The following is a 19,453-nucleotide window of genomic DNA, read 5'->3' as shown; positions in this document are numbered from 1 at the left end:
GGGAAAGGTTACAACATTAATTGATATTTTTTAATTACTGATCATCTGTTTTGATTCATTGAGAATAGACGTAATGATATGCATCGAATCCCATTCGCCAAAAGATAATTTCGTTATAGGATATTTCCGTTTCATTACTATTTGATGGATTTGACTCGGGTTCATTCCATTCTGATATAAGTCTAGTACCTTTTGTTTAAGCTCTAATAGATACTCCCTCTTTTGCTCGAGCGCTTTTTTTCCGTTTTTGACAAATCCCGCATGACAACAATACATTTCCCCAAAATCTAAGGTCAATACATGCTCAATAGAAGCAATAATTTGTGGTATGCTCTCATTCCTTAAAATGACTTTTGTTCTAGGTTGGACAAATAAGTCTCCCGAAAATAATTGACCCGTATTTCGATTTAAAAATGCAACATGGTCTTTTGCATGTCCAGGTGTTTCAATAACATCCCATTTTGCAGTACGTGAAGAAAATGATGTGGACAATGGTTTCGCTTTAAACGGGTCACGTTTCCCCCAGAAAAGCTTCCGATAAAGCGGATAATCAGAAGGTTTTCGACAATCATTTACGGACATTTCATGAATATAAATAGGAATATTTCGATCTTTCTCAATTAACGCGGCACATCCTGTATGGTCTTCATGGTGATGGGTTATGACAACTTGATCATAATTCTTCGATAATAAAAACGGTGCAAATTGCTTTTTTAAAGATTTTGCTCCCGTATCGATGAGTACACCATCCACCATATAGCTATAGACATTTAGTGTAATCGCATTGAAGGATACCGTACCGTTTGCAAATGATACGCCGTTTATTTCTCCATACTCAACGGATTTTTTTAGCATATTGATCTCAGCTCCTCAAAATTGAATGAATAGCCATTCATTTTTAGCGAATAAAAGTAAAGCGTATAACTCATCATTATACGCTTCACCTTCAAACTATTTATTTCCCCCTACTTCAACATCATATTGCGTAATCCAATCACTAAAACTCCCTACATATAAGCGTAAGTTTTCGTAATTTGCATCCGCTAATATGGCATACAATGGGGATGCTGTCACACCGGAACCACAATAAACGACAACATTCTCGTTTTTTTGCACTTTTTGGAGCAATTCGGCATTTGCACGTAAAGTGTTCCCTTCCTTTAATTGTTCCCAATCAAAGTTAATGGCAGTCGGAATATGACCCGCCACTTTATCAATCGGCTCTTGCTCCCCACGATATCGAACGGCTGAACGTGCATCTAAAAGAACCGCTTTTTCAATACCATCTACAATTTGTTTTACATCTTCACGATTTGCATAAATATCATCGCGCCAATCAATTGTTAAGCTTGTTGTTGGGTAGTTGGTTACTTCATTTGTACGGTTAAAGCCAGCTTGAGTTAATGCTTCAAAGCCTCCATTGACAATAAATACATTAGAAAAATTTGCAAACTGCAACATCCACCAAGCGCGGGCAGCAAAAGGCGCACCTCCTTGGTCATAAATATAGATATGATCTTCCTGCGTCAATCCCGATTGTTCAAACAACTGCTGTAATTGTTCTTTTGAAGGCATTGGATGTCGTCCATCGGGTTTAGCAAGATCCGATAAATCTTGTTCCATATCCCAATAAATAGCCCCTTCGATATGTTCCTTCGAAAACTCACTTTTTCCCCACTCTTTTTCTTGTAAATGAAAGCGGGCATCGATAAAGCGTCCTTCTTTCACTTCCGTTGCTTCTATAAATACTTTCCCCAATGTTGATCCCCCCGTTTTGCATTCGTGCAAACCTAAATGATTATTTAAGTGCTTTCAGGTCACCCACATTTTCTAATAGGTCAGCATAAATTGATTTCCACGTTGCCAAACGACTTTCTTCTTGGAGTAATAAACGTTCTGTTTCAATTTGACTCATGGCTTGATTATATAAATATTCATTTAAATGATTTGCTTCATTTTCTATAAAGTTCGTTGCCCACTTTAACAATTCCTCTTTTTCTAAATCCATATAGCTTTGAGCATCCGGTTTCGTTATTTCTTCTAAAGCAACCTTTAACTGCTCTCGTTCATTCTTTTCGAAAAACGCTTTTGCATTTTTAAAGTAAGATTTCACATGAGCGTATTTATTAAAATCAGCAAATGGACCGTCAAAATCTAGTAAATCAGATTCGTTTGGTTCATATGGAATAAATGAAAAGCTATTATTCAATTCTTTTAATGAACGTACTTCCTCTTTAAATTGTTCATTAATTTTCTTTTGAATAAATTGAACGAGACGGAAATTCGTTACGCGTAATTCTTGGGCAAAATCAAACTTCAATGCACTTAACGTATCCTTTAATGCTGTTTCTAACGCTGTTTGAACAGGCATGGAAGCGAAAGTAGACGGATTGTATGCTTCACGGAAGAAATCTGGATAACGATAGTAAACACGTTGCATTAAGTAATACAGCAATTCATCTAGTTCTTGCTTCATATCACTTTGAAGAATGCTTGTTGACGTCGTACTATATGTTTTACGAACATATTGTTCGAGCTTCGTTAATTCTTCTAAGCGTTCATCTTTACGTTTTAAGTTCTCTTCTGTTTGGTGAATTAACTCCGAGAAACGATGATGCGTCTTTTCAACTTCCTCGTGTAACGCTTGAATGGCAATTGATGCAAGCTCCTCATTTAAGAAATGATGGAATGCCTGTTCAAAATCAGCCATGCCTGATGCGAATTGTTGTTGCTCTACTTTTTCTTTTAATGCCATTAAGCTTGAAACACCATATAGTCGTGGGAAACGAATACCAAAACGTTGTAATTCGTTTCGAACATAGCTCTTTACTTCTTCTTCTTCCTCTTTCGTTGAAGCTAAATCAATCGCGTTAACGATGAAGAACATTTTATCTAGTTCAAATGCATCTTTTACACGACCTAACTGAATTAAAAACTCACGGTCCGCTTTTGCGAAGGCATGGTTGTAATACGTAATGAATAAAATGGCATCCGCATTACGAATATAGTCGAATGCTACGCCAGTATGACGTGCATTGATTGAATCAGCTCCTGGCGTATCTACCAGTGTTACGCCCATTCTCGTTAATTCGCAATCGTAATAGAAATCGATATTATCCACAAAACAAGAACGATTTTCTTCGGCAACAAACTTCTCGAATTCTTCACGGTTTACACGAATTGTTTCCCCAAGCTTTGATTCATAGCTTTTAAAGCCTTGTGCAAAGGCACGGATAAAGGATTTATGCACATTTAAACGCTCATCAGACAGTTGCACTTTAACGCCCTCTTCTGAACGATTAAATGCTTCCTCTAATGATCGAATCGTTAAACCAATCGCTTCATAAGAATACTTAATATCTTCTAAAAGTTGCTCAGCCGTTTTCAGTTGAACATCTGCTGTCTCGTGTGGATGTTCACTTGTTACAGGTTTAATTTTATTGATAGCAGCTGTTGTCGGATTTGGTGAAACAGGTAACACTTTTGAACCCATTAAAGCGTTAGAAAAACTAGATTTCCCAGCACTAAATGCACCAAATAAAGCAATGGTAAAATCTTTTTTCTGTAGACGTTCTACTTTCTTCATTAAGAAGTTAGACACTTCTTCAAAGCCATCTACTTTCTTTACTGAATTAGCCGTTTGAATGGCTGCGCGCACGACTTCATCACCTTTAACATTTAGTGTTAAAGAAGATTGAATCGACTCTACTTCTTCCATTACTTTTTCTTCTTTTGGCGCTAGCATCGATGGGTCAAATGGTCGAATTTCTTTTAACGACTGCTCAAAATTGTTCACCCATGTTTGTTCTTGTATTTTGGATGCAGAACGAACATCTTTAGTCGGGTAAGTAATTTCTTTTTCGGCAAATTGCATCCCATCATCTAATGAAAGAATTGAACGAATAGCATTGACCTTTTTCGACATCGAATTTAGTTTTAATAGAACAGGTGCTGATAACTGGCTCGCGACATCTTGTAATCCTGTTCGTTGACTTGCTTTCCAATCATCTGTCGCGTCCACAAAGTAACGTTTTGTCGCCTCAGCAACTCGATTTGCAAAATTCAGTAGGGCATCCCCTGTTGCAAGAGCATCCGCTTTTACTTGGTCTTCAATTAATGAAAATGGTACGTCAAATTGCATCGCTTCAATTTGAGCAGCATTATCGTCTTTTAATGCCCCAACATCTCGTAAAGATTGCTTCATTAAGTTTTTCATATGACCAATGATTTGAGATTGTAAAACGGTCTTGAATTGCTCATAAACATCTTGTATGCGTTTAGAGCGTTCTTCTTCTGTTTTCTTTTTAGCCGAGAATAGACCGCCTACTTTAAAGCCTGGTTGCTTACTTTCTAAATACAAACGTAATTTATCTCGGAAATCAGCCGGAATGATGGCCGCATTGTTCAGAAGTTCTTTCCGTTTTTCTTTAAATGAATCTTCCCAATTCTCGATTGAAAACATTTCTGTTTGTAATTTTAGCTTTTCATATTGTTCAAGAAGATCCTGTCTATTTTCCCACTCATCATCGCTTAACACATTTTCGTATTCAGCAAACAGGTTTTGCTTCTCTTCTTGTAAGTAGGTTAAATGTTCGCTTTGTAACTTTTTCAATGTGTTCTCTGCCGTTAAAACAAGTTGCTCCTGCCAATCATCCATTGAGTCCATCACAATCTTTTTCACTGTCGTAAAGTCATTGTGTGGATGGTCAAATTCTCTTAGTGATGTGAAGAAGATCCCTTTTGGTTCTACTCCCCATGCAGCAAACGACTGGTGTACAGATTGTTTAAACGCCTCGAATGATAATTCTTGTTCTTTATGTTTATCAATTTGGTTTACAATCAGGTAGACGTTTGGATTGTATTTCATTAATTGTTTTGTAAATTGGAAATTCAATTCAGATTGGACATGGTTGTAGTCCATTGTATAAAAAACGACATCTGCAATATGAAGTGCAGATTCTGTCGACATAGCATGCGCATCATCTGTCGAGTCGACTCCTGGCGTATCCATTACCGTTACACCTAATGGGAGCGATGAATTGCTATGACCGATTTCAATCTGTGAAACGAGCTCTCCATTTTTACTTAATTCTTTTACGGTTTTAAAGTCATACCCAGCTTCAAATTTTACTGGCTTTTCGTGATGCATATAAACAATAGCGAAATCTTCTTCGGATTTATGTACCTTTACGATGTTCGCACTCGTAGGAATTGGACTTGCTGCTAAAATGTCCTCGCCAGATAATGCGTTGATCATACTCGATTTCCCTGCTGAAAAGTGACCAGCGAAACCGATTACATATTCTTTTTGTAAAAGCTTTCGAGCAAATAAATGAAGTTTCTCCATACGTTCTGTATCTTCATTATTTTTATAGATTATGTATTGTATTGCGGATTGCTTTAGCAATTGATGTATTTTATCTTCAAACGAACTCATATGCAAATTAATGCCCCTTTGCCTCAGTTTTGTCACAATTATATACTACCATGATTGTTTCGTAAAATCGGCAAAAAAAAAGAATTAAGGGCAAATAAATCCATTTTCCAACTATTCAAAAAACAGGGGGGGGATTTTAGAGGAGCGGAGATTAATAAAATAGTGACGAATTGGATCATTTAGTTGTCTTTTTTAATACATAAGTACCAACACTCGCATAAATTAAAATCGTAGCTCCAACAAACATGTACACCATCATTTTCAGTCTCCTTTTATTTTGATTTTATAAATTTCTTTTGGCTAGTTTTTACAGAGTTGGACGAACTGTTTTCTCTTTTCTATTTGTCTAGCTACGAACGCTAGCTCTTCAACAACTTCGAAAACGCCTGTGAGGACAAAGAGCGTCCTCTTGTCGTTTCCTCCGCCGTACATGGATGTACAAGTGCCGAAAATGCTACACGATGTGGCGTTTTTGTCGGCCAGTTGTTTTCAGAGCTGAACGAGCGTTCTTCGCTTTTCTATTTGATAATCATTTTCACTTAATTATATTAAAATTTTAGAAAATTAGTCAACTCCCTTCAATATTTTATATACTAGGATGTTAATTTAATGGTAAGATAAAAAAAAGTCGAAAAAAGGGTGTATTTAATTGAATAATTCGAAACATATTCAAACAATATTAAACGGGTCTATCCACTCATTAAAAACAATCCTTCCTATGCAACTAAATTTTCAGTCTCCTTCGATTTTATCAGAACCTTTTATTCAAAAAGAGATGGGTGTATTAATAGGACTATTAGGCGATATAAAAGGGAGAGTCATCATCGATAGTACAACATCAACATTTAGTGCAATTGGTGCACAAATGTTTGGTATGCCTTTAGAAGGGGAAATGTTAGAATCCTTTACTGGTGAATTGGGGAACATGTTCGCTGGGAATTTATGTACACATGTAGGGACACAAGACTTGAATGTAGACATTACGCCTCCAACTGTCATGGTAGGAAATACGAAAATGTTTGGTTTTGACAAAGCATTCCGATTACCTGTAGAAATTGCAGATGTTGGTATGGTAACCATTTTATTTACAATCGATAACGAATAACATTTTACAAAAAAACAATTGAAAATAATGAATTAGCACACTATATTTTTAGTGTGTTTTTTTCACTATTACATACTACTTTCGGTCGCCCAATATTATGAACGGTTAAAATTACTGATTTGTTATTTCAATTATTGAACCTACTGTGGCTATGATCCAGGAAGCTTCTACTTTACTAATCAAAACAAAACGATCTGCCTAAACAGATCGCTCGACTAATTGCTTTTTATCAATTTTTCCAACATGGGTTTTCGGTAATTCACTAACAAAATGAAAGCTTTTCGGCACTTTATAGCCTGCTAGTTGCTCTCGACATAGGAGGACTAATTCATCTTTTAATTGAACGGATACCTCACTAGCGACAAGAAATGCCGTAACCGCTTCCCCCCATTTTGAATCATGCACCCCAACAACGGCTACTTCCTTTATCTTTGGATGTGTAATGAGACATTGCTCCACTTCTTGTGGATAAACATTCTCTCCGCCTGTAATAATCATATCTTTCCTTCGACCGACGATGTATATATCCCCATGTTCATCCATTTTTGCAAGGTCACCCGTTTTTAACCACCCATCGCTTAAGGCGCTCGTTGTTTCTTCAGGATTATTCCAATAATGAGTGAACATATGCTTCCCTTTAATGTATAGTTCTCCAACTTCACCTGTATGGCATAGAGTACCTTTTTCATTTTGAATTTGAATGGCGTTAAAGAGCATGCATTTCCCTACTGAGCCCACCTTTTTTGCAGCTACCTCAGGGGGAATATAAAAATTATTTGGCCCAGCCTCAGTCAACCCATACCCTTCCTTAAATTTTAAGCCTTTTTCCATAAAATATTGATAAATTGTTTTTGGACAAGGTGCACCACCAGATAGAAATACTTTAACGGTTGGAAAGGAGGATTGTTTAAAATAAGTTGTTTCAACCATTGCCTGATACATTGTTGGGACAAAAAGTGAAATGGTTGTTTTATATTCATCAATCGCACGGATGGCCTCTTCCGGTTCAAACCGTTGACCAATGACAACGGTGCCACCTACCATTAAGATTGGTAAAGAAAGTGCGTTTAATCCACCTGTATGAAAGAGTGGCATATAATTCAGTGTGCAATCTGACGGCTCTAATCCCCAACTAATGATCGTATTCATTGCATTCCAATTAATTGCTTCAAACGAGAGAACTACTCCTTTTGGTTTCCCGGTAGTCCCCCCTGTATAGATGATAAGTAATGGATCAGAACTTTTCCAAGATGATGAGTGTGAGAATACGGCACACTTCCCATCGATATTTTTTATTGCCTGTGTATTTGGACATATACGTTTTCCTATAGCCGCAAACTTGTCATCTGTAAATAAAATGGTAGGGGTACAATCATCTAGTATAGACGATAATTCATGTTCACTAAGTCGCCAATTGAGAGGGACGAATATATATTCACCTAATCCACAAGCAAATAATAAAGGAAACAAATCAATCCGATTTTCTGCTAAAAACGCAACACGCTCACCTTTTTGGATCTTTTGATTTTGAAGATAAGCGAGCCATTTTAACGTTTCGATCGACAATTGTTCATAGGTCCATTTTCGATTGCTTTGGATATCAATCAGTGCAATTTTGTCAGGTGTTAGACGAGCTCTTTTTAATATCCAATCTTGGCCACCCAGCATGTAAACACCCTCCTTTCGTCACATCATGATTCCCCCATCAACATGTAAAACATGACCCGTAATATAGCTGGACTCATCGGATGCTAAAAACAAATATGCATTTGCAATATCAGTCGGGTTCCCTAGACGTTGTAATGAAACAATCGATTCCATTTGATTTAAAACCTTTTCTGGCATTTTTTCGACCATACTTGTTTTTGTAAAGCCCGGTGCAACCGCATTCACATTAATGCCTTTTCTCCCAAATTCCTTCGCCCATGTTTTTGTCATTCCTACTACGGCCGCTTTTGTCGCCGCATAATTTGTTTGCCCAACGTTACCATAAACCCCGCTTACAGAGGATGTATTAATAATTTTGCCATAACCTTGCGCAATCATATGTGGAACGACGGCTTGTGTACAATGAAATACTCCTTTTAAGTTCACGTCTAACACTTGGTTAAAATCTTCTTCCTTCATTTTGACAAGCATTGCATCTCGTGTAATGCCCGCATTATTTATTAAAATATCAATCTTGTTATATTTATCTATAACTTGCTCTACCATCAATTTTACACTGGATGGATCTGCTACATTGACTTGAATAAATAACACATCATAGCCTTGTTCTAAAAGCGAGGTTTCGAATTGTTTCCCTGCTTCCAAATCAAAGTCTACAATCGCTACTTTCGCTCCCTGCTGTAAAAAAACCTCTGCCGCTGCCTTTCCAATTCCATTGGCAGCCCCTGTAATAACGGCTACTTTATCTTTTAATCTCACAATCGTCACCTCACGTAAGTTTTGCCATCTAATCTATTAAAAAGTTTTCTATTGTTTGTTGTAATTGATCTAAGTCATCCATTAATGGTGAATGCCCGCAATTGTTTAATTTTACTGCGCTCGCTTTTGTACCAAAATCCTCTATTAGCTCATTCGTCATATGAACAGGCACTACATAATCTCGTTCCCCATACAAAATAAGCGTAGGTATTTGAATTCGATCGATTTCCCCATTACCTTTTGAAGCTTCATTGTCGACATGGCTAATGTTAAATGTATTTAATACATGGTACACATCCGCTAAATTCCGTTGCGTTAACATATCATCAACGTATTCTTCATATTTTTTTTGATTGGGCTTGTTATGGGTATAAATCGCTGCATTCCAAATGGCTTTTAACCCTTCTCGATTTTTCTTATCGTATAGAGCTTGCATTGGTACCGTTTTGCCATGATCGTTTTCAATTTCTTCAATTGTTGTAAAGCGTGTTGAAAAGTTTGGCGATCCATCGTCATTTGTTTTATAAAATGGGTAGCCGCGCGTAGAAGCCGATGCAAGGAGAATGAGCTTGTTACAATACTCAGGATAATCGACGCAAAATTGCATCGCCACTGCGCCACCTGTCGACCAACCTACTAAACTAAAATCTTTTAATCCTAAACAATCCACAAAACTTTTTACATCATCACTAAAATCTCTCATGTGCGACACACGATGATGGTATGAAGATTGACCAAATCCACGTAAATCCGGTGCGATTATCGTAAATCGCTCATCAAACACTTCCATTAATACATCCCAATGTTTTGAGGAGGTCATATTGCCATGAATAAACAGACATAGTTGATCTCCACCAAGTCGTTCACGGTAAGAAAGTGTTTCTCCATTTGGTAGCTCTACAAACTTCAAAAGCTCACTCATTTTTTCAACCCCTTTGTTTTCCCCATTGAACCGTAACGGCCCCCCATGCGTAACCAATACCGGCACTAACTAATGTAACTACATCACCGTCTTTAATTTTCCCTTCTTCTAATGCTAATTTTAAAGAAAGAATTTGATCGATTTGACCAATATGACCGTAGTTTGATAAATAGATAGAATTCTCATCTTGTAAATCGAACACCTTTAATACGTAGTCATGGGCCGATTTTTTCATATGCAGCATCGCTAAATACGATAACTGTGATTCAGTAAATCCACTCTTCATTAAAGAGTTTCGAATAACTTTAATAAAATTATCGAGAGATTTTTGCTCAAGTCTTTGTTTCATGCCTTCTGGGTCTGTCACATCTAACCGGAATAACCCTTGCTCTAACAGGAAAGGCGTTAACGGTTGTTTTGTTCCACCTACCGGGACAATAACATCTTCTGAAAAGGAACCATCTGTAATAATGTCCGATTCATAAACAATATTTTCTGAAGCATCTCGTTCTACTACCAGTGCACCGCCACCCGCACCTAAGTTAAACATAAAGCGAGTTCTCGGATTTTCATAATCAATTAAATCGTGGTTTCGGTAGCCACCTGCAAGTAACACCGTTTGAATGTTTTCATCGGAGTGCATTAAGCTTTTTGCTAATTTCATCGCCAAAATAGCCGTTCCACATCTTAGTTGAATATCAAATGCCCATGCATTGGTAGCTCCAATTTCTTCTTGGATTTTAATTGCTGCTGTCCAAATCGGGTATTCTTTATGTTCTTCCCCAAAATAAATAATGACATCAATCGCTTTTGGGTTAATCTTTGCATGCTGTATAGCTTCTTTAGCTGCCCAAATCGCCATTTGTACCGTATGTTCGTCGTTTCCTGCAATCGTCTTTTCATCAATACCCATTTTCGTTTTCACAATATTCACCGGTATATTCGCTATACGAGCAATTTCTTCACCGGTCATTCTTTTTTTTGGTAAATAGACGCCTAATCCTGTAATTCCCACATTCATTCCGACCGCTCCTTCTCCTCTGGTAAAGGACCTTTACTGACTACGCTTTCGATAGTATGTTGTTGTTTCCATTTTGAGAATTTCGCCATAATCGACCCGACAATTCCTTTTGGGAAGAAAACGACCGCTAAAATGTAAATGATGCCAAAGAAGATGATCCACCGTTCGAAAATTGGGAAATCTCTTGCAAGTCCTGATAAATAATGTTGAGCAAATTCAATTACTACTGAACCAACTAAAGGACCAATTAACGTACCAACGCCACCTATAATCGTCATTAGTAATGCATCCAGGGTGATATCCATCGTCATCATGCTTGTATTCACAAAGCGTAAGGACACGGCATAAAGCGATCCGGCTAAACTTGCAATGACACCCGCTACAATGGATGAAATAACTTTATAATGCAATGTTTTAAATCCTAGCGATCTCGTTCGTTGTTCATTTTCTCGAACCGCGATCAACACCCGTCCAAGAGGAGAATTAACGAATCGGCGTAAAAGTAAAAAGACAATGACTAGACATGCCAATACACAAAAGTAAAAGACAATTCGATCTTTAAAAACTTCAGGTGCTCGAAATGTAAACCCATCATTTCCTTTCGTAACAGTGCGCCACTTTTCCGCAACCACTAACAATAAGCCAGAGATCGCGAGGGTTAGCATGGCAAAAAAGTGACTTTTCAATCGAAGTGTTAGTAGGCCGACAAAAAAGCTAATAATGCCTGAGAGAATCATTCCAATGGCAATTGATGAAATAAATACTGTGATGGTTGGATCTATTTCTTTTAGCATAATGGCCGTCGAGTATGCACCTACTCCAAAGAACATCGCATGACCAAATGAAACAATCCCTGTATAGCCTAGTAAAATATCATAACTCATTGCTAGAATGCCAAAAATAAAAATTTGCGTTAGTAAAATGGTTAGTGTACGGGAATCCGCAACAAACGGGAAAGCGACTAGAGCAACTAGAAGTAGGACAAAAATAATATTTTGCTTGGATAACAACGCTGGTTGATTCATGTACTTTCCCTCCTAATCATTGAAAATAACCCTTGTGGACGGAAAATTAAGACGATTGCCATTAAGATCATATTGACAGCAAGTGATAAATATGGAACATAGTAAGCCATAAAACTACCAGCTAAACCTACTAAAATGGCCGCTAGTAATGATCCGGAGAAGCTCCCCATCCCTCCAATGACAACAACGATGAATCCTAAGATAGCAAATTCCATCCCCATTTCTGCATAAATCGATCCCGAGTAAGGAGCCATTAGCATTCCACCTAAAGAAGCAAGTGCGGCACCTGTCATAAAAACAAATAAGAATACCCTTTTTATATTAATGCCTAACGCTTGCACCATTTCTTTATTCATTACACCAGCACGAACAATTAAGCCAATTTTCGTACGCGTTAATATATAATGGAAAATACCGAAAATAATAAATCCAACAACGATGATAAAGATTCGATATTTGATAATGATGACTTCCCCTACTTCCCAACTACCGGCTAGTAAACTAGGTACCGTTACAGGGATAGCATTCGGACCAAATGCTACTTTAATCATTTCTTGCAACACGAGCATAAACCCTAATGTAATTAATATTTGTTGCACATGATTACCATACACAGGCGTAATAATTAACTTTTCCATAATAAAGCCTAAAATGACGCCAGTTAGAAGTGCCACTACTATACCGATTAGAAAACTTTCCGTAAATGCATAGGTGAAGACGCCTGTATAAGCCCCCCAAACAAATAGACCACCATGGGCAAAATTAAGTACATCCATTAGACCAAAAATTAACGTTAACCCCGCTGCGAGCAAAAAAATTAACATCCCTGTTGCTAACCCATTGATGACGAGACTAATGATTAGATCCATACACTCCCTCCTTAGCCAATTCCTAAATATTTTTGTTTCAATTCATCATTTTGAATTAAATCGCTCATTGCACCAGCATGAACCGTTCGCCCATCATCAATAAGGGTGTACGTATCCCCAATTCGACTCGCCATCATGAAGTTTTGTTCTACGAGGACAATGGTTGTTTGTTTTTTCATTTCTAAAATCGCTTCCATTACTTTCTCAATCACAATCGGTGCCAACCCTTTAGACGGCTCATCAATCAAAATCAGTTTACAATCATTCACAAATGCTCTTGCCATCGCAAGCATCTGTTTTTGCCCACCCGATAAATTTCCGCCTGCTTTTTTCCAAAACTTTTTTAAATCTGGAAAAAGAGTTAACACATACTCCTGCTTTTCCATCACTTCTGGTGTTTCTTTTCTAATGGCAACCTTTAAATTTTCTTCCACCGTTAATTGACCAAATATTCCTTGATCTTCTGGAACGTAACCAATCCCTAAATTTGCAATGTCGTAGGTCGGCTTTTTTGTAATCTCCCTCTCTAAATACGTCACAGAACCATTGGAAGCTGGCGTTAAACCCATAATCGTTTTTAACGTAGTTGTTTTTCCAGCACCATTTCGACCTAGAAGTACGGAAACCTCGCCTTCTTTTGCTTCGAATTCAATCCCCTGTAAAATGTGGAATTGACCGATATGGGTATGAATGTTATGAAGTTTCAACAAGTTCTCCATCATAAAGTCCTCCTAAATAAGCGTTTTGAACAGTAGCATTATCCATAATTTCTGAAGGCGTTCCATCTGCAAGTAACTTCCCATTGAATAACACCATGATGGAATCTGATAAGTCTAAGATCATATCCATTTTGTGTTCAATGAGTAAGATCGTTTTATTTCCTTGATCTTTAATGGAACGTATGACTTCTAAAATGGCTGGTACTTCTTCTAAAGACATGCCTGCAGTTGGTTCGTCGAGTAATAAAACTTCAGTATCTAAAGCTAGCAACATCGCAATCTCAAGTTTCCTTTTTTCGCCATGGGATAACTGACTCGCAATGGCATGAATTTTATTGGAAAGTAATACTTGGTCTAAAATGTCTACGGCTTTTTCTGTAATATTTTTATAATGAGAAAAATGTCTAAGGAAATGGAAACGGATCTTTTCCTTTGATTGCACTGCAAGACGAACATTTTCTAGTACCGTTAAATTCGGAAATACATTAGTGATTTGAAAAGACCTACCTAGTCCTTTTCGAGTTCTTTCAATAGAAGAATATTTTGCAAGGGATTCTCCTTTAAAGAAGACATCTCCTTCAGTTGGTTTTAACTCGCCGCTAATTAAATTGAAGAAAGTTGTTTTTCCTGCACCATTCGGACCAATGATCGACTTGAAATGCTTCTCTGGCATTACAAAGTTCACACGGTCTACTGCTTTATGGCCTCCAAATTGAATAGATAAATTTTCAGTACGTATGATCGGCTCCAAATGATTACCTCCTTTTGCCATTCTGTCCCTCTTAAAATCTTTTATCATAAAAGATTTTAAGAGAAACAGACCAAGTAACTTGATCTGCTCTCTAAAATTTTTAATTCATAATTGGTGGTTCTGTTTCATCTGGTGTTAGTTCGCGAATTAACACAGGAACTGGATAATCCACGCCTTCTACTGTTTCTAAGCGAATTGAATACATTGTTTGTAATGCTTGGTGGTCTTCTTCACGGAAAGTCATCGTGCCTTTTGGTGTTTCAAAGGACATACCTTCCATCAGCGGAATTAATGTATTCCCATCTGCATCTCCACCTGATTTTTCTAAAGCCTCTACAATCGCAACGGCCGCAGAGAATCCACCTGGCGTGAATAAATCTGGCACTTCCCCGTTGAAACGTTTTTTATGTTCTTCTACTAACCAATCATTCACTGGATTGTTTGGTAGTGTGTGATAATAAACCGAGAACCCTTCCATTCCAACTAGAGGTCCCATCATTTGTAGTGCTACGATATCCGGAGCACCCGTTGAAATTTTGATCCCTTTATCTTGAAGTTTCATATCAGCAATTTGATTCCACGGTGAGTTTGCTCCAGCCCACACAACAAATAAATAATCTGGTTTTGCTTCAATGATTTTTTGTAAATTCGATGTGAAGTCCGTAGCTGCTGGATCTGCATACTCTTCTACAACAATTTCAGCCCCTAGCTCTTGTGCCGCAGTTTTAAATGCCGCAACGCCATCCCAACCAAAAGAATAGTCCGGTGCAAAAGTTGCAATCTTCACACCATCCCCTGCAATGGCTGCAGCTGCTGCATATGCATCCTGTGAAGAGTTACGTGCTGTACGGAAAATATATGGGTTAAATTCCGAACCAGTAATACTATCTGCTACGGCTGGTTCAACAATCATAATTTTCTCGTACTCTTCCGCAAGCGGTAATACGGCGAGCGTATCACCAGAACTTGATGATCCAACTAGGAAATCAACAGCGTCATCTTCTAATAGTTTCGTAGCTTTCTGAACCGCTACTTCTGGCTTTGTTTCCGTATCTTCCCAAATTACTTCAATCTTCTTACCGGCAACTTCCATCGTGCCATCTGTTGCATACTCTAACCCAAGTTCAAAGCCCTTTTGCGTTTGCTTCCCATAAGACTCCAGCGCACCCGTTAACGATGCAAGAACTCCCACTTTCACCGTACCGCCTGATTCTGTCGGTTCCTCTGTTGCCTCCCCACCAGTTGTCACCGTCTCCTCACCAGCATCTTTCGTCCCCGAATCATCATTACTACAAGCTGCCATAATTAAGAGTACTAATCCCATGATGAAAAATAATGACCAAAACCTCTTCATTCGATTACCCCCTTACCCAAATTTAAGCGCTTACAAATGCTTTAAATACAAGATAACTTACTTAGGTTACAAAGTAGTTACAAAAAAAGGATGTGTCTCATATGATAGACACATCCTTTTTTTGCGACGAGCATTGCTTGCAAGCGCAGGAGCACATTTTCTTTGGAAGTGTCTCGCATTCTTGAGACACTTCCTTTTATTTGCGACGAGCATTGATTTATCAAGCGCAGGAGCACACAGGCATGGTATCTCGATGGGTTGAGATACCTATTTTTTCTGCGACGAGCATGCTTGCAGCGCAGGAGCACATTTTCTTTGGAAGTGTCTCGCATTCTTGAGACACTTCCTTTTTCGCGACGAGCATTGCTTGCAAGCGCAGGAGCACACACCGGAGATATCTCTTAGGGATGAGATCTCTCCTTTTCCCTGCGCCGAAAGCTTGCGACAGGCGTAAAAAAACAAATTTTATGAAGACCTCTTTAACCAACTTTTCTAGCAGATTCGGTCTTCATCACCCTTATGAACACCTCTTCAGCCAATCTCCGCAATAATTTTGATCTTCATTAGCTTAAAACTCGTACATAATTCATCACCTTACAATCATCTCAAACACCTGCACCGTCGTTTCCATTGGCTCAATATTTAACTCTTCCTCTAACACTTCCACGCATTTTTCATACCATTTAATTGCTTGCGGTCTGTTTTCTAGATGATAGTAAGCAAGCATGAGTAAGCGATAGCCTTCCTCCCACGTATTATCCAGGCGAACTAATTTTTCCGCCCACTGAATTACCTTTTGAAAATCTTTCAATCTCATAAAATTTTGCGCAATTCGCTCCACCACTAATATAAACAAATGATGCAAATCTTCACGTTTACTTTGCAGCCATTCAAACGACTGTAAATCCTCGAGTAAATCTCCTTTATAGTAAGCAACTGCTCTTACTAACCAATCTTGTCCTAGATGCAAATCTCGTTGTTCTAATCCTATATTGGCAAAGCGCTCAAAATACTCCTGGTCACTCGTAAACGCAAGCTTTTGATGTAATTGATACATCGATTGCTTTCGGACAATATAGGCACTTTCATCTCGAGCTTGTCGTTGTGGTTCTAACACTTTCAAACAAGCATTATAGACCACTTTAAAATCTCTGTTCATTGCCTGTTCATCCCCATTTGGCCAAAGTACATGCATGATTTCTTCTTTGGCAACAAAACGGTGACGATTCATATACAAATATAAAAACAATTCCTTCGCTTTTTCCCGTTTCCATTCCTTATCAATTACTTCTACACCATTCCGGAACATCGTAAATGGCCCAAACAGGTGCAATGTAAAGTAATGTTTAGGAATCGGATCCCCTTTTTTATACTGTAATAATTGACTAATATAGTGCGCATCCGCTTCACAATACTCCATATAATAATTGAGCATTTGCAGCACCATTAAAGAATTTTCTGGTCCAAATAACGTTCGTTTTGTGAGAAAAAAATAGTAATTGTACTCACTGCACGCCATGAGAAATTTTTGGAATTGATTCACGAAGTCATCCTGCGTAGTTTGACGAAATGCAATGTAAGCGAGCCAAAAATTCGTTACCATTTCTCCATAGACATCTGGACTTAAGAGAAAAAGTTTTTGTGCTTTTAGTGCACTTTGTTTTGCTTTCTCTAGGTTGTTATTTTCAATATATATAGTTGTCAAAGCTGTCAACAATAAGGCAGATACCCAATGATCTTGTACACGTTCAGTTTCATATAGTCCTAATTTTGTATAAGAGAGCGCTTCATGATTCATTCCTTGTTTGGACTTTACCATTGCTAAACCCATATAGGATTCTGCCTTTGCCCTCGTAATATGAATCTCATCCATTAATGCATTTGTTTTTACATAACACTTTTCCGCTTCATGTAAATTGAAAGGATCTAACAACATCAGTGCATGCCCTTTTCTAAGATAAGCAACCGCCTCTACATATTGCGCATGATCCATTTCACTATTTTTTATACTCATCGTCGAACAGTTCAACGCTTCTTCATTGTCACCCATCATCGTTAAAATAAGTGCGTGTAGAACATCGGATTCGCGATGAGCATCCGTCGTTAATTGTTCTTTTCCTTGCTTTGAATTGATTAATCGTTTCGCTTCAAATAACTTCCCCTGTCGTAACATGATGCGTACATCTAAGTTTCCTTGACTCAATATAGACGGGGGAAGTTTTTTTGTTTGGACTAAGTTTTCCGCCTCTTTTGCTCGTCCAAGATTTACTAGATTTTCAGCATATTGATGTTGAAGCAAATATAAATCGTCCTGTTTTAATTGTACAGAGTCCGATAGTTTTAATGCTTCATATAAATAGGATTCCGCCAGTCCAGGCTGGATGGTATCTAAATAAATATGAGCAATCCCTGTATTTGCTTTTAATACAAAAAATAAATCCTGCTCATTCGTCGCAAGTGCTAAACATTTTTCATATGCCTTTTTTGCCTTTTCATATTGCGCTCTGAATCTTTGACACTCTCCTTCATAAAAATATAAAGGATAATAACGTTCTTTCGTCTGCTCTGATAATTCTTTTAGTCTCTCTAAAAAGTAATCGTATTGTCCCGCTTCTATAAAGTAACTAGCAAATTGAACGAACAACTCACAAATCATCGTTTCATCTAATGATTTAAACGCATGATACAACGCATTGATTGGTTCATTTTTCATTGCGAAATATTGCGCGGCTTTTCGATGAAGTTCATAGTACTCTTTACTTCTTTCTCGTAATTTCATTTCTAAAAATTGATGAAATAAAGCGTGAAAGCGAAATTGTTGAAAACCTATTAAAGGTTGAATAAATACTTTGTTCTGAACAAGTTCGTTTAAATGATGTGTAAAATCTTCATCGTAAAATTCCTTTACTACCTCATTAGAAAAGGTTTGAAAAATACTACATTTCAATAGCGTCTCTTGTTGGATTTCACTTAAATTTTCAAACACTTCTTCTGATAAATAGGAAAAAAAGTCTTGTAGCGATAAACTTGTAATCTCATCAATTGATAAAGTAGAATCATTGGATTGCATGGCGAGTAAAAGAATCGCAATGGCCCAGCCTTCTGTCACTTGATGAATTTTGTCTGTTTCCTCTTCCGAAAGTTGACGACCAAAATAATCCTCAAATAAAATTTGGATTTCCTCATTAGAAAAAGTAAATTCCTCTTCTTTACATTCTACTAAGCTTCCATTCATTTTAAGATTTAATAAGCAATTCCAATTCGGATAACTGCGAGTGGCAACGATAAAATGAATATGGGATGGCAAAAACTCCATAATTTTATTCAAAATATAATTGATTTGAAAAACATGATGAACTAAATGAAAATCATCAATAATGACATACATCGGTTCTTTCACTTTGCAAAATTCATTGACAAAATACAGATATAGTTTATTTAATTCGTCGATTTTAGGGAACATGGAAAAGCTGTCCCAACCGATAATCGATTCACCAAATTGAGGATAAACTCGCTGAATACTATAAAATAAATGCCTTAAAAAAGGTAACACATCATCGTCTTCTTCCGTCACTTGATACCATGAGTAAGGGAGCCTTTGATCGGCCATTAATTGTGAAAGTGCAGAAGTCTTTCCAAAACCAGCTCCACTATGAACAATGGTTAACTTTGCGCTTGTACTTTTTGAAAGCTTTTTTAACAATTTGCTTCTGCGCATATAGTACATGGAGGGGTCTGGTGGAATAAGTTTTGACAACAATACATTTTGCATAACATAACCTCCCAACTCACAAAATATTCGAAAAATTGAATGTAGACTTAA

14 protein-coding genes are annotated in these 19,453 nt (G+C 37.6%); 1 reads left to right on the top strand and 13 read right to left on the bottom strand.

The genetic code is table 11. The annotated features are described in order from the left end of the window. Positions 1–30: 30 nt before the first annotated feature. The 3 genes from EK386_RS04165 to EK386_RS04155 all read right to left on the bottom strand — a co-directional run bounded on the left by EK386_RS04165 (position 31) and on the right by EK386_RS04155 (position 5,437). Entirely contained in the window at positions 31–855 is an 825-nt protein-coding gene (locus EK386_RS04165) for an MBL fold metallo-hydrolase (RefSeq protein WP_126657768.1), read from the bottom strand. A 96-nt stretch (positions 856–951) separates the two neighbouring features. Continuing rightward, positions 952–1,758 carry a sulfurtransferase gene (locus EK386_RS04160; RefSeq protein WP_126657767.1) on the bottom strand — a complete coding sequence of 269 codons (807 nt, stop codon included), beginning with the start codon at positions 1,756–1,758 and terminating at the stop codon, positions 952–954. Between the two features lie 40 nt (positions 1,759–1,798). Next, complete coding sequence (locus EK386_RS04155; RefSeq protein WP_126657766.1) at positions 1,799–5,437, bottom strand: dynamin family protein; 3,639 nt, start codon at positions 5,435–5,437, stop codon at positions 1,799–1,801. Between the two features lie 649 nt (positions 5,438–6,086). On the opposite strand from EK386_RS04155, the gene EK386_RS04150 reads away from it, so the two are divergent. Further along, positions 6,087–6,542, top strand: a complete 456-nt coding sequence (locus EK386_RS04150; protein WP_126657765.1) for a chemotaxis protein CheX — start codon at positions 6,087–6,089, stop codon at positions 6,540–6,542. A 198-nt stretch (positions 6,543–6,740) separates the two neighbouring features. On the opposite strand, the gene EK386_RS04145 is transcribed toward EK386_RS04150, so the two are convergent. The 10 genes from EK386_RS04145 to EK386_RS04100 all read right to left on the bottom strand — a co-directional run bounded on the left by EK386_RS04145 (position 6,741) and on the right by EK386_RS04100 (position 19,402). Then, entirely contained in the window at positions 6,741–8,210 is a 1,470-nt protein-coding gene (locus EK386_RS04145) for a class I adenylate-forming enzyme family protein (RefSeq protein WP_126657764.1), read from the bottom strand. 18 nt (positions 8,211–8,228) lie between these two features. Continuing rightward, positions 8,229–8,969, bottom strand: coding sequence for a 3-oxoacyl-ACP reductase FabG (gene fabG, locus EK386_RS04140; protein ID WP_126657763.1), 741 nt, complete (start codon positions 8,967–8,969; stop codon positions 8,229–8,231). A 28-nt stretch (positions 8,970–8,997) separates the two neighbouring features. Beyond that, positions 8,998–9,891 carry an intracellular short-chain-length polyhydroxyalkanoate depolymerase gene (phaZ, locus tag EK386_RS04135; protein ID WP_126657762.1) on the bottom strand — a complete coding sequence of 298 codons (894 nt, stop codon included), beginning with the start codon at positions 9,889–9,891 and terminating at the stop codon, positions 8,998–9,000. Positions 9,892–9,895: 4 nt separating this feature from the next. Then, positions 9,896–10,912: a 3-oxoacyl-ACP synthase gene (locus EK386_RS04130; protein ID WP_126657761.1), complete on the bottom strand. Its 1,017-nt coding sequence runs from the start codon at positions 10,910–10,912 to the stop codon at positions 9,896–9,898. Next, positions 10,909–11,937, bottom strand: a complete 1,029-nt coding sequence (locus EK386_RS04125) for a branched-chain amino acid ABC transporter permease (protein ID WP_126657760.1) — start codon at positions 11,935–11,937, stop codon at positions 10,909–10,911. The genes EK386_RS04130 and EK386_RS04125 overlap by 4 nt, the downstream gene beginning before the upstream one ends. Beyond that, a complete protein-coding gene (locus tag EK386_RS04120) occupies positions 11,934–12,806 on the bottom strand; it encodes a branched-chain amino acid ABC transporter permease (RefSeq protein ID WP_126657759.1) in 873 nt (290 codons plus the stop codon). The genes EK386_RS04125 and EK386_RS04120 overlap by 4 nt, the downstream gene beginning before the upstream one ends. Before the next feature lie 11 nt (positions 12,807–12,817). Beyond that, complete coding sequence (locus EK386_RS04115; protein ID WP_126657758.1) at positions 12,818–13,525, bottom strand: ABC transporter ATP-binding protein; 708 nt, start codon at positions 13,523–13,525, stop codon at positions 12,818–12,820. Beyond that, positions 13,500–14,276 carry an ABC transporter ATP-binding protein gene (locus EK386_RS04110; RefSeq protein WP_126657879.1) on the bottom strand — a complete coding sequence of 259 codons (777 nt, stop codon included), beginning with the start codon at positions 14,274–14,276 and terminating at the stop codon, positions 13,500–13,502. Before EK386_RS04110 ends, EK386_RS04115 begins: the two co-directional genes overlap by 26 nt. A gap of 100 nt (positions 14,277–14,376) precedes the next feature. After that, on the bottom strand, positions 14,377–15,630 hold the full coding sequence (locus tag EK386_RS04105) for a substrate-binding domain-containing protein (RefSeq protein ID WP_126657757.1): 1,254 nt from the start codon (positions 15,628–15,630) through the stop codon (positions 14,377–14,379). A gap of 589 nt (positions 15,631–16,219) precedes the next feature. After that, a complete protein-coding gene (locus EK386_RS04100; protein WP_126657756.1) occupies positions 16,220–19,402 on the bottom strand; it encodes an AfsR/SARP family transcriptional regulator in 3,183 nt (1,060 codons plus the stop codon). Between the last annotated feature and the right edge of the window lie 51 nt (positions 19,403–19,453).

It is taken from the genome of Lysinibacillus antri (genome assembly GCF_003977595.1).
Taxonomy (GTDB): domain Bacteria; phylum Bacillota; class Bacilli; order Bacillales_A; family Planococcaceae; genus Ureibacillus; species Ureibacillus antri.
Note: the sequence above shows the minus strand (reverse complement) of the source record. Positions and strands in the feature narration are given on the sequence as shown.

Excerpts from the sequence above, each read along its gene's own strand:
- EK386_RS04130 (WP_126657761.1), bottom strand. The coding sequence starts at position 10,912 with ATGAATGTGGGAATTACAGGATTAGGCGTCTATTTACCAAAAAAAAGA.
- EK386_RS04115 (WP_126657758.1), bottom strand. The coding sequence starts at position 13,525 with ATGGAGAACTTGTTGAAACTTCATAACATTCATACCCATATCGGTCAA.
- EK386_RS04125 (WP_126657760.1), bottom strand. The coding sequence starts at position 11,937 with ATGAATCAACCAGCGTTGTTATCCAAGCAAAATATTATTTTTGTCCTA.
- EK386_RS04155 (WP_126657766.1), bottom strand. The coding sequence starts at position 5,437 with ATGAGTTCGTTTGAAGATAAAATACATCAATTGCTAAAGCAATCCGCA.
- EK386_RS04120 (WP_126657759.1), bottom strand. The coding sequence starts at position 12,806 with ATGGATCTAATCATTAGTCTCGTCATCAATGGGTTAGCAACAGGGATG.
- EK386_RS04145 (WP_126657764.1), bottom strand. The coding sequence starts at position 8,210 with ATGCTGGGTGGCCAAGATTGGATATTAAAAAGAGCTCGTCTAACACCT.
- EK386_RS04105 (WP_126657757.1), bottom strand. The coding sequence starts at position 15,630 with ATGAAGAGGTTTTGGTCATTATTTTTCATCATGGGATTAGTACTCTTA.
- EK386_RS04100 (WP_126657756.1), bottom strand. The coding sequence starts at position 19,402 with ATGCAAAATGTATTGTTGTCAAAACTTATTCCACCAGACCCCTCCATG.
- EK386_RS04165 (WP_126657768.1), bottom strand. The coding sequence starts at position 855 with ATGCTAAAAAAATCCGTTGAGTATGGAGAAATAAACGGCGTATCATTT.
- phaZ (WP_126657762.1), bottom strand. The coding sequence starts at position 9,891 with ATGAGTGAGCTTTTGAAGTTTGTAGAGCTACCAAATGGAGAAACACTT.